The following is a 13612-nucleotide window of genomic DNA, read 5'->3' on the forward strand; positions in this document are numbered from 1 at the left end:
CCAGGGGTCCATCCAGCACAGCCGGCGCGAGCAACAGAACGCCACGAGCCTGCGCATCCGTTGTGTACACATGGGACACTCGGTACCCTTGGGCGCATGACGCAGCCGCTGCCCATAGAGTCCATCCGCGACGTGCGCGCGCACCTGGCTGAAGTCGTGGAGCGCGCGGACCGCGACGATGTGCCCACTGTGATCACACGCCGAGGCAAGGAAGTCGCCGCGGTGGTGTCCATCGAGGTGTTGCGCAGGTACCAGGAATGGGAAGAGCGCGAGATCAACCGGATCATCGACGAGCGCATGGCCAACCCAGCACCCGGCATTCCCGTCGAGGACATCATGAGGGAGACGCTGGCGCGCAGTGAGTGAATACCGAACCGTCTTTCGGCCGGAAGCGCAGGCCGAACTCCGGAAGATCCCTCGCGACATGGCCCTGCGCATCCTGGCCAAGCTGACCGAGCTGGAAAGCGATCCCTTCGGCTTCAACACCACCGCACTCGTGTCGCAGCCCGATCGTCGCCGCCTACGAGTCGGCGACTACCGCGTCGTCTACACGATCGACAACGGAGAGCTGGTGGTGTGGGTGGTGCACGTCGGGCATCGCTCCACCGTTTACGGCACCTGACTCCGAATGAACTGGCGTCAGAATGTCCAGCACTGACCCAGCACGGTGACGCGGACCCGCAACCTGCGGTCAGTAGTGGTATCGGGCGGCCAGAACGATGATCTCCCGGTCCGTCACCAAGTAGACGAGGCGGTGCTCGTCATCGATCCGCCGCGACCAGGCCCCAGGCAAGTGGTACTTCAGCGGCTCAGGTTTGCCAATCCCGGCATGGGGGCACCCCCGGACGGAGTCTGGGGGAGGGTCACGCAGAACGTCCTCGATGAGCTTGTTGATCCGAGCGAGCATCTTGCGGTCGTTCTTGAGCCAGGACGTGTAATCCTCCCAGCCACTCTCTTCGAAGACGAGCCTCACGCGGCCCCCTTCTCGACATCCGCCGCATCAGGGTCGATGAGCTCCCGCTCGGAAAGCCCTATGCCGCCAAGGGCATTCTCGTACGCCTTGAGCAAGCGGCGAGCGTTCGCCGGCGAGCGCAAAAGGTAGGAGCCCTCGCGCAGGGCGGCATAGTCCTCGGCCGACACGAGTACGGCGTTCCCGTGCTTGGAAACGATCTCGATGGCCTCGTGATCGTCATTGACCTTCTTGATCAGCGGGAAGAGGGCCTTGCGCGCCTCGCTGGCAGTGATCGACATCGACCGTGCTCCCTCCATGGCTGGTACCACATAACGTACCACCTGGAGACGATCGGGCGGTCTGGAGAACTCAGCACCAAGTCAGCACGGGAAAGGGAGCGGAGCCCGCCTCAAGAGAGGCGGACCCCGGCCGACCTGCGTGTTTGACAGATCTGGCTATCTAGAAGTAATCAAACACTCACACGTTGAAGCGGAACTCCACCACGTCGCCGTCCTGCATGACGTAGTCCTTGCCCTCGATGCGGGCCTTGCCCTTGGAGCGGGCCTCGGCGATGGAGCCGGTCTCGACCAGGTCGTCGAAGGAGATGACCTCGGCCTTGATGAAGCCCTTCTGGAAGTCGGTGTGGATGACACCGGCGGCCTCGGGGGCGGTGGCGCCCTTCTTGATGGTCCAGGCGCGGGTTTCCTTGGGGCCGGCCGTGAGGTAGGTCTGCAGGCCGAGGGTGTTGAAGCCGACCCGGGCCAGGGTGGCCAGGCCGGGCTCGTCCTGACCCATGGACTGGAGGAGCTCCAGGGCCTCGTCGTCGTCCAGCTCGATCAGCTCCGACTCGATCTTGGCGTTGAGGAAGATCGCCTCGGCCGGGGCGACCAGCTCGCGCTGGGCGTTCTTGAAGTCCTCGTCGGCCAGCTCCGCCTCGTCCACGTTGAAGACGTAGAGGAAGGGCTTGGCGGTCAGCAGGTGGAGGTCGCGGATCGGGGTGGTGTCGAAGCCGGCCTCGAACAGGGTCTTGCCGCTCTCCAGGACCGCCTGGGCCGCCTCGGCCGCGGCCAGCACCGGCGCGGTGTCCTTCTTGAGCCGGGCCTCCTTCTGCAGGCGCGGCAGCACCTTCTCGATGGTCTGCAGGTCGGCCAGGATCAGCTCGGTGTGGATGGTCTCGATGTCGTCCTTGGGCGAGACCTTGCCGTCCACGTGGACCACGTCGGGGTCGGTGAAGGCCCGGACCACCTGGCAGATCGCGTTGGCCTCGCGGATGTTCGCGAGGAACTTGTTGCCCAGGCCCTCGCCCTCGGAGGCGCCGCGGACGATACCGGCGATGTCCACGAAGTCGACGGTGGCGGGCAGCACGCGCTCCGAGCCGAAGATCTTGGCGAGCACGGCGAGCCGCGCGTCCGGCACGCCGACCACACCGACGTTCGGCTCGATGGTGGCGAACGGGTAGTTGGCCGCCAGGACGTCGTTCTTGGTCAGGGCGTTGAACAGGGTCGACTTCCCGACGTTGGGCAGGCCGACGATTCCGATCGTGAGCGACATGAAGCGAGATCCCGTGGGCTTGGAGGGCGTGGAGCGGCACCGTACGGGCCGACCGCCAAGTCTACGGGCCTGCGGCAGGACACCGGGCCCCGGCCGTGATCCGGCCGTCCGGGGGCGGTGATCCGGCAGTCCGGGGCTTCCGGTGCGCGGTCCGGCGCGCGGCCTCGGGCCGTTCGGCCGGGACCTTCGACGGCCCGGGGGCCGCCCGCGCCGCCCCAGATGTCCGACCTCGTGGTCTCGAAACGTGGGACACGGACGACTACTGACGGTTCATTACCCATGGTGACGTTAATCGGACCGTACGTTGGACGTGTGGAGCAGAGCACCCGTACCCAGCCCCCCGGCCCCCGGCCCCGACCCCCAGCGAGCGGTCGGCGCCCCGGGGCCGCCGTACCCGGACCGGCCGCGCCCCGCGACGCCGGCGCCGTGCGGCCCGTCCGACCGCGTCCCGCGAGCAGCGGCGCGCCGACCGTGCCGGCCATGCTGCGGCGCCGGCTCCGGTCAGCCGGCCGGCGAACGGGCCCGCCGACCCGGCTGACCGGGATCGGCACCGGGCTGCTGGCCGTGGTCGGCACCCTGGCCGTCGGCGGCGCCGACCGGCTGCTCTTCGGCGACCTCGGGGTGCTGTTCGGCCTGGGCTTCCTCTTCGTCTGCTTCCAGGCCGCGGTGCGGGTCCGGCTGGCGGACCTGCCGGCCGCGCCGATCAGCGGGCCGATCGCCTTCGCGGCGGCGCTGGCCCTGCTGACGCCCACCCCGGCGCCCGGCGTGGTCGGCCAGGTGCTGGCGCTGTGCAGTGGGCTGGCGCTGCGGGCCGGGTGGCTGTTCGGCGGCACCGGGCTGGCCGCGCTGATCGTGGCCGCCCGGTTCGTCGCCCAGCGCCGGATCCGTCGCGGCCGCGGCTGAGCGAGCCGCGGCCGCGCCGGGCTCAGCGCCCGTACCTGGCCGCCCCCATCGCCGCGCCCACGATCCCGGCGTCGTTGCGCAGTTCGGCCGGCACCACCCGCGCCGCCCGTTCGCTGAGCAGCGGCAGGAACTTCTCGTGCTTGCGGCTCACCCCGCCGCCGATGATGACCAGCCGTGGTGAGAGCAGCCGCTCCACCAGGCCCAGGTACTCGTCCACCCGGACCGCCCACTCGGCCCAGCTGAGCTCGTGGCGCTCCTTGGCCGCCGACGAGGCCCGCCGCTCCGCGTCCTTGCCGCGCAGCTCCAGGTGGCCGAGCTCGGTGTTGGGCACCAGGTTGCCGTCGACGAAGAGGGCGCTGCCGATGCCGGTGCCGAAGGTGAGCACCAGCACCGTGCCGCCCTCGCCCCGCCCGGCCCCGTGCGCCATCTCGGCCAGGCCGGCCGCGTCGGCGTCGTTGAGCAGCACCGCCGGAGTGCCCAGCGCCTCCCGGAACAGCGTCCCGGCGTCCAGCCCGAGCCAGCTCCGGTCGACGTTGGCGGCGGTGCGGGTGTGCCCGTCGACCACCACGCCGGGGAAGGTCAGGCCCACCGGACCCTCGTGCTCGAAGTGCTCCACGACCTCGCGCACCGCCGCCGCCACCGCCTCCGGCTTGGCCGGCTGCGGGGTGGGCACCTTGTACCGGGGCTGTGCGAGGGCGCCGAGCTCCACATCGACCGGGGCGCCCTTGATGCCCGAGCCGCCGATGTCCACGCCGAACACAGAGGGTGTGATCACGTCACTGCTCCTGTTCCGAGTCCCGGCTCCTCACGGTAGGTGAGCCGGGAGGGGAAAGCAGCCCGAACCTGCCACAACGCCCGGGCGGCATCAGGTGCCGACCGGGCATCGTGGACCACGAGGCTATTCGGCGACCTTGCCGGCGGCCTCGGCCCGCAGGTCCCGGCGGAGCTCCTTGGGCAGTGAGAAGGTGAGCGTCTCCTCGGCGGTGCGCACCACCTGGACGTCGTCGAAGCCGCGCTCGGCCAGCCAGGCCAGCACGCCCTGGACCAGGATCTCCGGCACCGAGGCGCCACTGGTCAGACCGACCGTGCTGACGCCGTCCAGCCAGGCCTCGTCCAGCTCCTCGGCGAAGTCCACCAGGTGTGCGGCCTTGGCGCCGTACTCCCGGCCGACCTCGACCAGCCGGACCGAGTTGGAGGAGTTCTTGGAGCCGACCACGATCAGCAGGTCGGTCTCGGGGGCGATCTGCTTGACCACCACCTGGCGGTTCTGGGTGGCGTAGCAGATGTCGTCGCTCGGCGGCGAGACCAGCGCGGGGAAGCGCTTCTGCAGCTCGCCGACGGTCGCCATGGTCTCGTCCACCGAAAGGGTGGTCTGGGAGAGCCAGACGACCTTGGACTCGTCGCGCACCTGGACGTTGGCCACGTCCTCGGCGCCGTCCACCAGGTGGATCCGGTCCGGGGCCTCGCCCATGGTGCCGATCACCTCCTCGTGGCCCTCGTGGCCCACCAGCAGGATGTCGAAGCCTTCGTCGGCGAACCGGACGGCCTCCTTGTGCACCTTGGTGACCAGCGGGCAGGTCGCGTCGATGGTGGCGAGCTTGCCGGCCTTGGCCTCGTCGTGCACCGAGGGGGCCACGCCGTGCGCCGAGAAGACCACGATCGAGCCCTCCGGCACCTCCTCCGTCTCGTCGACGAAGATCGCGCCCTGCTTCTCCAGGGTCTGCACGACGTACTTGTTGTGGACGATCTGCTTGCGGACGTAGATCGGTGCCCCGTACTGCTCCAGGGCCTTCTCCACGGCGATGACGGCGCGGTCGACGCCCGCGCAGTAGCCCCGGGGGGCGGCGAGCAGGACGCGGCGCTGAGCGGTGGTCGACATGGCTCCCATGGTAAGCGCGCCGCAGGGGGCCCGAGTGCCGAGCCGGGAGTCCGCGCCCCCGGGGCCCGCTCCGCCGACCGGGCGCCGGCCGAGGCCGGCCGTCCACGGCGGTGGGCCTTGTCGGCCGGCACGGATAGCCTCGTACGCATGGCCAATCCCAGCTCCCCCGAAGCCCCGCTGCCGGTCGGCAAGGTCTCCCAGCTGATCGGCGGCTGGATCGACCGGTTGGGCGCGGTCTGGGTGGAGGGTCAGGTCACCCAGCTGAGCCGGCGGCCCGGCATGCAGTTCCTGACGCTGCGCGACCCCGAGCAGGACGTCTCGTTGAGCGTCACCTGCTTCCGCGCGGTGCTGGAGCCGCTGGCCGACACGCTGCACGAGGGCTCCCGGGTGATCGTGCACGCCAAGCCCGAGTGGTACACCGGTCGCGGCACCCTGTCGCTGCGGGCCAGCGAGATCCGGCTGGTCGGGCTCGGCGAACTGCTGGCCCGGCTGGAGCAGTTGAAGCGGCGGCTGGCCGGCGAGGGGCTGTTCGCCGTCGAGCGCAAGCGCCCGCTGCCGTTCCTGCCGGGCTGCGTCGGCCTGGTCACCGGGCGGGCCTCGGCGGCCGAGCGGGACGTGCTGGAGGTGGCCCGGCGGCGCTGGCCGGCGGTCCGGTTCGAGGTGCGCAACGTGCTGGTGCAGGGCCCGCAGGCGGCCGGCCAGGTGGCCCGGGCGGTGCGCGAGCTGGATGGGCACCCCGAGGTGGACGTGATCATCGTGGCCCGCGGCGGCGGCAGCGTGGAGGACCTGCTGCCGTTCTCCGACGAGGAGCTGTGCCGCACCGTGGCCGCCGCCGGCACGCCGGTGGTGAGCGCGATCGGGCACGAGCCGGACCAGCCGCTGCTGGACTTCGTGGCCGACCTGCGGGCCGCCACGCCGACCGACGCCGCCAAGCGGGTGGTGCCGGACGTCGGCGAGGAGCAGGCCCGGGTGCGCCAGTTGCGTGACCGGGCCCGCCGGATGGTCACCGACCTGGTGCGGCGGGAGCAGTCCGGCCTGGCCGGGGTGCGCAGCCGCCCGGCCCTGGCGGCGCCGCAGCGGCTGCTGGACGAGCGGGGCGCCGAGCTGACGGCGCTGGTCGACCGGGCCCGCCGCTGCCTCGGGCACCGGCTGGACCGGGCCGAGTCCGACCTCGGCCACCTGGCCGAGCGGGTGCTCTCGCTCTCCCCCGCCGCGACGCTGGAGCGCGGCTACGCGGTGCTGCAGCGGGCGGACGGGCAGGTGCTGACCGACCCCGGGGTGCTCGACCGGGGCGAGCGGCTGCACGCCCGGGTGGCCGGCGGCGGCTTCGAGGTGACCGTCGATTAGCCGGTCGGTCCAGGGGGCTCGGACCCGGCGGAGAAGCGGAGGACCCGCAGTGAGCGGAGAGGCCGCAGTACCAGCGCTGTCAGTCCTGGCGCAGCCGGGTGCGGGAGAGCGGCACCGAGTGCTCCGCGAAGCCGAGGCTGCGGTAGAGCGCCTCGCCGCCCTCGGTGGCGTGCAGGTCGATCCGGGTCACCCGGTGTGCGTCGAACCAGGCCACCAGCGCCTCGGTGCAGGCCCGGGCGTAGCCGCGGCGGCGCATCGCCGGGTCGGTGCAGATGTTGAAGACGAAGCCGAACCGGCCGTCCGGGTGCCCCGGCGCGGGCAGCCGCTGCTCCAGGGTGCCGACCGCGCAGGCGGCCAACCGGCCGGGCACCGAGGGGTGGTCGACCACGAAGACGCCCATGGTGGTGGTCGCCGGGTCGCGCAGCCGGTCCCGCAGCACCGCCTCGGCGGTGGCCTGCCACGGGCCGGGGCGGGCCTCGCCGTGCATCGCCTCGAACATCAACAGCCGCAGCCGGACGAGCTCGCGGGCGTCCTCGGCCGTGCCCTGCCGCACCTCGGGCGCATTCGTGTTGATCATGGGAAGCGACCCTAGCGACGCGGGATCTGTCGTGCCCAGCCCCTACCCTGAGCCCATGGCAGACGAGGACGCGCAGGACACCGGGGCCACGCCCACCGGGCGTGACGACGACCAGTTGGGCTACGAGGAGGCCCGGGACGCGTTGCTGGAGGTGGTCCGGCGACTGGAGGCCGGCGGTGCCGGACTGGAGGAGTCGCTCGCGCTGTGGGAGCGCGGGGAGCGGCTGGCGAAGGTCTGCCAGCGCTGGCTGGACGGCGCCCGGGCCCGACTTGACGCAGCACTGGCCGCCGAGGAGGCAGCCGAGCGCACCGACGGCACGGCGGTGAACGATGGGGGATGACGGCTCCCTGGCCGCCGGCGCCCCGGCCTGACCAGCGATGACGCGGACGTGATGCAGGTCACACCGTCCTCCGGAATGGTTGAAAATTCATTCACGTTGGACCGGCGACGGCACTCAGCCGGGCAGGACCATTCACACCGATCAGCATGAGGTGCACCCGCATGACCACCAACGAGACCCTGGTTCTCGACACCGCCGCCCAGGACCTGCTGTTCCGCGAGGCGCGCACCGCCAACACGTTCACCGACGAGCCCGTCAGCGACGAGCAGGTGCAGGCGATCTACGAACTGGTCAAGTACGCGCCGACCGCGTTCAACCAGCAGCCGCTGCGGGTGGTCCTGGTGCGCAGCACCGAGGCCCGGGCCCGCCTGGTCGAGCACATGGCCGACGGCAACAAGGCCAAGACCGCCAGCGCTCCGCTGGTCGCCATCCTGGCCGCCGACAACGAGTTCCACGAGGAGCTGCCGACCCAGCTCCCGCACTTCCCGCAGGCCAAGGACATGTTCTTCAGCGAGCGCGAGGTGCGCGAGGGCTCGGCCCGCTTCAACGGCGCGCTGCAGGTCGGCTACTTCATCCTCGGCGTCCGGGCCGCCGGCCTGGCCGCCGGCCCGATGACCGGTTTCGACGCGGCCGGCATCGACAAGGAGTTCTTCGGCGACGGCGAGCACTCGGTGCTGGCCGTGGTGAACATCGGCAAGCCGGGCGAGGACGCCTGGTTCCCGCGCAGCCCGCGACTGGCCTACGACGAGGTCGTCACCACGGTCTGACGCACCCCTTCGACCGGACGACCGGTCGACCGGACGACGCCGAGGGCCCGCCTCTCCGAGTGGGGAGGGGCGGGCCCTCGGCGCGCTCCCGGCCCGCCGGCGCTACGGCTTGAGCGCTCCCGCCAGCTGGTCCAGCTCGTCGTACGAGGCACTGCCCGCCACCACCGTGGTGGCGCCGTTGGCGGTCTCGGTGACCGAGCGGTAGTGGTCGCCCTGGAAGCGGGCCCACGACTGGCCGTCGATGGTCGAGGCACCGTCCGGCACGTAGCCGGCCACCACGGCCCCCAGCAGGTCGTTCTTCGACCCGTCGCTCTGCTCGACGGATGCGTACTTGCCGTCGGGGGTGACGAAGCCCAGGTGCCAGCCGGCGTGGCCGTCGGCGTCGGTCTGGTAGCTGACCGAGGTGGCCCGCCACTTGTCGGACAGCCCCTGCGGCGCCAGCACGGGGTAGGGGGCGGCGCGCTTCGCGGAGGCGAAGGCGGCGCTGTAGTCCACCACGTGCACCGGGTCGCCCTTGCTGCTGTGCGGGATCGTCACGTACGCGACGAGGGCCACGCCCATCACCGCGGCCATCGACAGGACCATGTCCCGTACGGTCTGCCGCCCTCTCGAACCACTGTTGCCTGCCACCCCCACATGGTGACCCATCGCGCAGGGGCCCCCGACCACCGGGGTGGCCCCAAGGGCCGAAAACCGTCCATACCGGCGCAGAACCGCAGGTGAGCAGGACATGCGCCACAGACAGTGACCCGGGGCCCGGATACGATCGGGGGACCCTCATTGCAGCGCTCGACCAGCATGTAGTCGACCGCTCACTGGCCGTCGCGTACAGAGAGGTAACGACGATGACCGCGCAGCACTCCTCCCACCTCCCGGCTTCCCTGGAGGTCGCCCCGGAGGCGCCGGACCGCAACCTGGCACTGGAGCTCGTCCGGGTGACCGAGGCGGCGGCCATGGCCGCCGGCCGCTGGGTCGGCCGGGGCGACAAGAACGGCGCCGACGGCGCGGCCGTCAAGGCCATGCGCACCCTGGTCTCCACCGTCTCGATGAACGGCGTGGTCGTCATCGGCGAGGGGGAGAAGGACGAGGCCCCGATGCTGTTCAACGGCGAGCGGGTCGGTGACGGCACCGGCGCCGAGTGCGACGTGGCCGTGGACCCGGTGGACGGCACCACGCTGACCGCCAAGGGCATGAACAACGCGATCGCCGTGCTGGCCGTCGCCGACCGCGGCACCATGTTCGACCCGAGCGCGGTCTTCTACATGGACAAGCTGGTCGCCGGCCCGGAGGCCGCCGACTTCGTCGACATCACCGCCCCGCCGGCCGTGAACATCCGCCGGGTGGCCAAGGCCAAGGGCAGCGCGGTCGAGGACGTCACGGTCGTGGTGCTGGACCGCCCCCGTCACGAGGGCCTGGTCAAGCAGGTCCGCGAGGCCGGCGCCCGGATCAAGTTCATCTCCGACGGCGACGTCGCGGGCGCGATCATGGCGGCCCGCGAGGGCACCGGCATCGACCTGCTGATGGGCGTCGGCGGCACCCCGGAGGGCATCATCGCGGCCTGCGCCATGAAGTGCATGGGCGGCGTGATCCAGGGCCGGCTGTGGCCCAAGGACGAGACCGAGCGCCAGAAGGCGCTGGACGCCGGGCACGACCTGGACCGGGTGCTCACCACCGACGACCTGGTCAGCGGCGAGAACGTGTTCTTCGTGGCGACCGGCATCACCGACGGAGAGCTGCTGCGCGGGGTGCACTACCGCCAGGAGACGGCCACCACCAGCTCGCTGGTGATGCGCTCCAAGAGCGGCACGATCCGCCAGATCGACTCGGTCCACAAGCTCGCCAAGCTGCGGGCGTACAGCGCGATCGACTTCGACCGGGCCAACTGAGCGCCCTGCTGCCGAGGGCCCGCCCGCCGGCTGAAGGCTCCCCCGCCGGCTGAGGGCCCGCCCGCCGGCTGAGGGCCCGCCCGCCGGCTGATGGTCTGCTCGGGGCGGGGGCGAACGGCGTCCCCGCCCGGCGTCACCCGGCTATCCGCCGCCCCCGCCGCACCGGCAGCAGCTGCGTCTCGGTGCGCAGCTCGGCGGTGCGGCGGCGCCGGCGGGCCAGCACCACCCGCCGCTCGGCGGCGGTCAGCCCGCCCCACACCCCGTAGGGCTCCGGCTGGGCCAGCGCGTGCTCCCGGCAGGAGAGCAGCACCGGGCAGCCGGCGCACACCTGCTTGGCGTGCTCCTCGCGGGCCAGCCGCGCGGCCGTGGGCTCCTTGGACGGCGCGAAGAACAGCGCGGCCTCGTCCCGCCGGCAGGCCGCCGCGGTGTGCCAGGGGTTGTCGTCCAGCGGGTCGAGCCGCACCGCGGCGGACACACCCTGGGGCGCGGCCCGCAGACCGCGCGACCCGGCGGCGCGGACGGCAGCAGTGGTGCTGGGCTCGATCGGGTACAGCACGGCGACTCCTGACACTGCTCGGGACAAGGGCTCGCGTCACCGCCCGGCCGCCGCACCCGAGGCGTCAGCACGCCGCCTGACCGCAGCCGTTCAAGTAACGATGTGCCACAGGAATTACCCCGCGCGATTGGGGTTCATGCACAACGTGGTCACCCGGCGACAGCCTGCACTCGCACCAACGGCGAGTGCCGAACCGGCAGTTGGGGCAGCACCGGAATCCGCGAGTGCGCAGGTCGCAGCCGCTCCCGGGCCACGCGCCCGCGCACTCCCTGCCCGTCCGGGCGCTACCCCGAGCTCCTAGCCCGAGCTCCTAGCCCGAGCGTCTGCCGGCTCCGTCGGCGACTCCCCCCGGCCGCCCCTCAGGACCCCAGCTGGCGCCGCACCCACTCCTTGATCCTCGCCCCGCGCCGCGGCTTGGCGTCCACCCCGCCCAGCACCGCCGAGCCCTTGACCCGGACCACCGGGGCGTGCGGATCGGCGGCGGTCTGCTCGCGCACGGCGAAGCCGCCGAGGATCCCGAAGCCCTCGCCCACCAGGGTCACGTTCTCCGGCACCTTGATGTCGATCCCGCCGCAGAACGTGTTCGCCACGATCAGCACCTCCGGCGACTCGAACACCGCGTCGCTGAGGTCCAGGTCGATCCCGCCGAAGACCGCGGTCGCCCGGATCCGGGAGCCCACCCGCCAACGCCCCTTGCGGGTGACCCCGCCGAACGCCGTCCACAGATTGACCGGTTCGTCCCGCACCGGCGGCCGCGGCACCGGCTGCCCGGCCGCGACCGCACTCGCCGCCGGCTGCTCGCCGGTGAGCGGCCGGTGGCTCGGCAGGTCCCGGGTGAGTGGCGCCAACTCGCCCAGCGTGCGGGCGCGGTAGGCCGCGTCGAGCCGCTCGGCGTGCTCGTCGGCGGTCAACCGGCCCTCCGCGTAGGCGTCGCGCAGCAGCCCGGCGATCCGCTCCCGGTCCGCGTCCGAGGCCCGCAGCTCGGCCTCGGCCACCCGGTTCGCGGGCGGCTGCGGGCTCTTGGCCGGCGGCACCGGTCGGCCGCTCGGTCGGACCGGCTCTTCCGGCCGGGGTGCGGGCTGACCCGATGGCGAAGTGTCCACGATCACAGCCTAGGGGGTGTGGCCACGCGGTCGGGAGCCAAGTCCTACGCTGGAGGGCGCTTCGCCGACGCAGCACCACCACCTCGTTGAAGGACCTCGCATGGCACCCACGCCGGACTTCTCCTACTCCGACCTCCTCCCGCTCGGGGACGACCCCACCCCCTACCGCAAGCTGACCTCCGAGGGCGTCAGCACCTTCGAGGCGGGTGGCCGGACCTTCCTGCAGGTCGAGCCGGAGGCGCTGCGGCTGCTCACCGCAGAGGCGATGCACGACATCTCGCACTACCTGCGCCCGGCCCACCTGGCCCAGCTGCGCCGCATCCTGGACGACCCGGAGGCCAGCCCCAACGACCGCTTCGTGGCGCTGGACCTGCTGAAGAACGTCAACATCTCGGCCGGCGGCATCCTGCCGATGTGCCAGGACACCGGCACCGCGATCGTCATGGGCAAGCGCGGCCAGAACGTCCTGACCGCGGGCAACGACGAAGCCGCCGTCGCCCGCGGCGTCTACGACGCCTACACCAAGCTCAACCTGCGCTACTCCCAGATGGCCCCGGTGACCATGTGGGACGAGAAGAACACCGGCTCCAACCTGCCGGCGCAGATCGAGCTCTACGCCACCGACGGGGACGCCTACAAGTTCCTGTTCATGGCCAAGGGCGGCGGCAGCGCCAACAAGTCGTACCTGTACCAGGAGACCAAGGCGATTCTCAACGAGAAGAGCATGCTGGCCTTCCTGGAGCAGAAGATCCGCTCGCTGGGCACCGCGGCCTGCCCGCCGTACCACCTGGCGATCGTGGTCGGCGGCACCAGCGCCGAGTTCGCGCTGAAGACCGCCAAGTACGCCTCGGCGCACTACCTCGACGCCATGCCCACCTCCGGCGACGCGGCCACCGGCCACGGCTTCCGCGACCTGGAGCTGGAGCAGAAGGTCTTCGAGCTGACCCAGAAGATCGGCATCGGCGCCCAGTTCGGCGGCAAGTACTTCTGCCACGACGTCCGGGTGATCCGCCTGCCGCGGCACGGCGCCTCGCTGCCGGTCGCGATCGCCGTCTCCTGCTCCGCCGACCGCCAGGCGCTCGGCAAGATCACCGCCGAAGGCGTCTTCCTGGAGCAGCTGGAGACCGACCCGGCCAAGTACCTGCCGGACACCACCGACGCCCACCTGGACGACGCCGTGGTCCGCATCGACCTGAACCGGCCGATGTCCGAGATCCGCAGCGAGCTGTCCAAGCACCCGGTCAAGACCCGGCTCTCCCTCACCGGCACCCTGGTGGTGGCCCGCGACATCGCGCACGCCAAGATCAAGGAGCGCCTGGACGCGGGCGAGGGCATGCCGCAGTACCTCAAGGACCACCCGGTCTACTACGCCGGCCCCGCGAAGACCCCCGAGGGCTTCGCCTCCGGCTCCTTCGGCCCCACCACCGCGGGCCGGATGGACTCCTACGTCGACCAGTTCCAGGCGGCCGGCGGCTCCATGGTGATGCTCGCCAAGGGCAACCGCTCCAAGCAGGTCACCCAGGCCTGCGCCACGCACGGCGGCTTCTACCTCGGCTCGATCGGCGGCCCCGCCGCCCGACTGGCCCAGGACTGCATCAAGAAGGTCGAGGTGCTGGAGTACGCCGAGCTGGGCATGGAGGCGGTCTGGCGGATCGAGGTGGAGGACTTCCCGGCGTTCATCGTGGTGGACGACAAGGGCAACGACTTCTTCGCCGAGGTCACCGACGGCCCGCTGATCACCAGCATCCGGG

Annotated in this window: 17 protein-coding genes; 8 read left to right on the forward strand and 9 right to left on the reverse strand. The window is 71.7% G+C overall.

Annotation, left to right across the window (positions count from 1 at the left end):
* Positions 1–96 precede the first annotated feature (96 nt).
* Both LN042_RS24895 and LN042_RS24900 read left to right on the forward strand, forming a co-directional pair.
* Positions 97–366, forward strand: coding sequence for a type II toxin-antitoxin system Phd/YefM family antitoxin (locus LN042_RS24895; RefSeq protein ID WP_230053563.1), 270 nt, complete (start codon positions 97–99; stop codon positions 364–366).
* Positions 359–622 (forward strand): type II toxin-antitoxin system RelE family toxin, encoded by a 264-nt coding sequence (locus tag LN042_RS24900; protein ID WP_230053564.1) that lies wholly within the window; start codon positions 359–361, stop codon positions 620–622. The genes LN042_RS24895 and LN042_RS24900 overlap by 8 nt, the downstream gene beginning before the upstream one ends.
* Before the next feature lie 69 nt (positions 623–691).
* On the opposite strand, the gene LN042_RS24905 is transcribed toward LN042_RS24900, so the two are convergent.
* The 3 genes from LN042_RS24905 to ychF all read right to left on the reverse strand — a co-directional run bounded on the left by LN042_RS24905 (position 692) and on the right by ychF (position 2503).
* Positions 692–973 (reverse strand): Txe/YoeB family addiction module toxin, encoded by a 282-nt coding sequence (locus tag LN042_RS24905; RefSeq protein ID WP_230053565.1) that lies wholly within the window; start codon positions 971–973, stop codon positions 692–694.
* Complete coding sequence (locus LN042_RS24910; RefSeq protein ID WP_230053566.1) at positions 970–1251, reverse strand: type II toxin-antitoxin system Phd/YefM family antitoxin; 282 nt, start codon at positions 1249–1251, stop codon at positions 970–972. The genes LN042_RS24905 and LN042_RS24910 overlap by 4 nt, the downstream gene beginning before the upstream one ends.
* 178 nt (positions 1252–1429) lie before the next feature.
* Positions 1430–2503 carry a redox-regulated ATPase YchF gene (ychF, locus tag LN042_RS24915; RefSeq protein ID WP_230053567.1) on the reverse strand — a complete coding sequence of 358 codons (1074 nt, stop codon included), beginning with the start codon at positions 2501–2503 and terminating at the stop codon, positions 1430–1432.
* A 480-nt stretch (positions 2504–2983) separates the two neighbouring features.
* Between ychF and LN042_RS24920 the strand changes: the two genes are divergently transcribed.
* Positions 2984–3406 carry a DUF6542 domain-containing protein gene (locus LN042_RS24920; RefSeq protein WP_230053568.1) on the forward strand — a complete coding sequence of 141 codons (423 nt, stop codon included), beginning with the start codon at positions 2984–2986 and terminating at the stop codon, positions 3404–3406.
* A gap of 22 nt (positions 3407–3428) precedes the next feature.
* Here the strand turns inward: LN042_RS24920 and ppgK are convergent, their stop codons facing one another.
* Together ppgK and LN042_RS24930 are read right to left on the reverse strand one after the other, a co-directional pair.
* Entirely contained in the window at positions 3429–4181 is a 753-nt protein-coding gene (ppgK, locus tag LN042_RS24925) for a polyphosphate--glucose phosphotransferase (protein ID WP_308191863.1), read from the reverse strand.
* A 123-nt stretch (positions 4182–4304) separates the two neighbouring features.
* Complete coding sequence (locus tag LN042_RS24930) at positions 4305–5294, reverse strand: 4-hydroxy-3-methylbut-2-enyl diphosphate reductase (RefSeq protein WP_230053569.1); 990 nt, start codon at positions 5292–5294, stop codon at positions 4305–4307.
* 138 nt (positions 5295–5432) lie between these two features.
* Between LN042_RS24930 and xseA the strand changes: the two genes are divergently transcribed.
* Entirely contained in the window at positions 5433–6632 is a 1200-nt protein-coding gene (gene xseA / locus LN042_RS24935; RefSeq protein WP_230053570.1) for an exodeoxyribonuclease VII large subunit, read from the forward strand.
* A 79-nt stretch (positions 6633–6711) separates the two neighbouring features.
* Here xseA and LN042_RS24940 read toward each other — a convergent pair whose 3' ends face one another.
* Positions 6712–7209 (reverse strand): GNAT family N-acetyltransferase, encoded by a 498-nt coding sequence (locus LN042_RS24940; RefSeq protein ID WP_230053571.1) that lies wholly within the window; start codon positions 7207–7209, stop codon positions 6712–6714.
* A 55-nt stretch (positions 7210–7264) separates the two neighbouring features.
* Here LN042_RS24940 and LN042_RS24945 point away from each other — a divergent pair, with 55 nt between their 5' ends.
* Together LN042_RS24945 and LN042_RS24950 are read left to right on the forward strand one after the other, a co-directional pair.
* The gene (locus LN042_RS24945) at positions 7265–7549 is read left to right on the forward strand and encodes an exodeoxyribonuclease VII small subunit (RefSeq protein WP_230053572.1); all 285 of its coding nucleotides are present in this window, start codon (positions 7265–7267) and stop codon (positions 7547–7549) included.
* 161 nt (positions 7550–7710) lie between these two features.
* Positions 7711–8316, forward strand: a complete 606-nt coding sequence (locus LN042_RS24950; protein ID WP_230053573.1) for a malonic semialdehyde reductase — start codon at positions 7711–7713, stop codon at positions 8314–8316.
* Between the two features lie 102 nt (positions 8317–8418).
* On the opposite strand, the gene LN042_RS24955 is transcribed toward LN042_RS24950, so the two are convergent.
* Entirely contained in the window at positions 8419–8964 is a 546-nt protein-coding gene (locus LN042_RS24955) for a DUF4245 domain-containing protein (protein WP_283843898.1), read from the reverse strand.
* Between the two features lie 197 nt (positions 8965–9161).
* Here LN042_RS24955 and glpX point away from each other — a divergent pair, with 197 nt between their 5' ends.
* The gene (glpX, locus tag LN042_RS24960) at positions 9162–10202 is read left to right on the forward strand and encodes a class II fructose-bisphosphatase (RefSeq protein ID WP_230053575.1); all 1041 of its coding nucleotides are present in this window, start codon (positions 9162–9164) and stop codon (positions 10200–10202) included.
* A gap of 133 nt (positions 10203–10335) precedes the next feature.
* On the opposite strand, the gene LN042_RS24965 is transcribed toward glpX, so the two are convergent.
* Both LN042_RS24965 and LN042_RS24970 read right to left on the reverse strand, forming a co-directional pair.
* Positions 10336–10698 (reverse strand): WhiB family transcriptional regulator, encoded by a 363-nt coding sequence (locus LN042_RS24965; protein WP_230053587.1) that lies wholly within the window; start codon positions 10696–10698, stop codon positions 10336–10338.
* 419 nt (positions 10699–11117) lie between these two features.
* Positions 11118–11861 carry a DUF1707 SHOCT-like domain-containing protein gene (locus LN042_RS24970; protein WP_230053576.1) on the reverse strand — a complete coding sequence of 248 codons (744 nt, stop codon included), beginning with the start codon at positions 11859–11861 and terminating at the stop codon, positions 11118–11120.
* 100 nt (positions 11862–11961) lie between these two features.
* On the opposite strand from LN042_RS24970, the gene LN042_RS24975 reads away from it, so the two are divergent.
* Positions 11962–13612 (forward strand): fumarate hydratase (locus tag LN042_RS24975; protein WP_230053577.1); only part of this gene is annotated, 1651 nt, incomplete at its 3' end.

The sequence above is a fragment of the Kitasatospora humi genome (assembly GCF_020907985.1).
In the GTDB taxonomy this organism is placed as follows: Bacteria; Actinomycetota; Actinomycetes; order Streptomycetales; family Streptomycetaceae; genus Kitasatospora; species Kitasatospora humi.

Bases quoted from the DNA above. Each gene is read 5' to 3' on its own strand.
- LN042_RS24940 (WP_230053571.1), bottom strand. From the start codon at position 7,209: ATGATCAACACGAATGCGCCCGAGGTGCGGCAGGGCACGGCCGAGGAC.
- glpX (WP_230053575.1), top strand. From the start codon at position 9,162: ATGACCGCGCAGCACTCCTCCCACCTCCCGGCTTCCCTGGAGGTCGCC.
- LN042_RS24955 (WP_283843898.1), bottom strand. From the start codon at position 8,964: ATGGGTCACCATGTGGGGGTGGCAGGCAACAGTGGTTCGAGAGGGCGG.
- LN042_RS24930 (WP_230053569.1), bottom strand. From the start codon at position 5,294: ATGGGAGCCATGTCGACCACCGCTCAGCGCCGCGTCCTGCTCGCCGCC.
- LN042_RS24920 (WP_230053568.1), top strand. From the start codon at position 2,984: ATGCTGCGGCGCCGGCTCCGGTCAGCCGGCCGGCGAACGGGCCCGCCG.
- ychF (WP_230053567.1), bottom strand. From the start codon at position 2,503: ATGTCGCTCACGATCGGAATCGTCGGCCTGCCCAACGTCGGGAAGTCG.
- LN042_RS24895 (WP_230053563.1), top strand. From the start codon at position 97: ATGACGCAGCCGCTGCCCATAGAGTCCATCCGCGACGTGCGCGCGCAC.
- LN042_RS24950 (WP_230053573.1), top strand. From the start codon at position 7,711: ATGACCACCAACGAGACCCTGGTTCTCGACACCGCCGCCCAGGACCTG.
- LN042_RS24910 (WP_230053566.1), bottom strand. From the start codon at position 1,251: ATGTCGATCACTGCCAGCGAGGCGCGCAAGGCCCTCTTCCCGCTGATC.
- LN042_RS24945 (WP_230053572.1), top strand. From the start codon at position 7,265: ATGGCAGACGAGGACGCGCAGGACACCGGGGCCACGCCCACCGGGCGT.
- xseA (WP_230053570.1), top strand. From the start codon at position 5,433: ATGGCCAATCCCAGCTCCCCCGAAGCCCCGCTGCCGGTCGGCAAGGTC.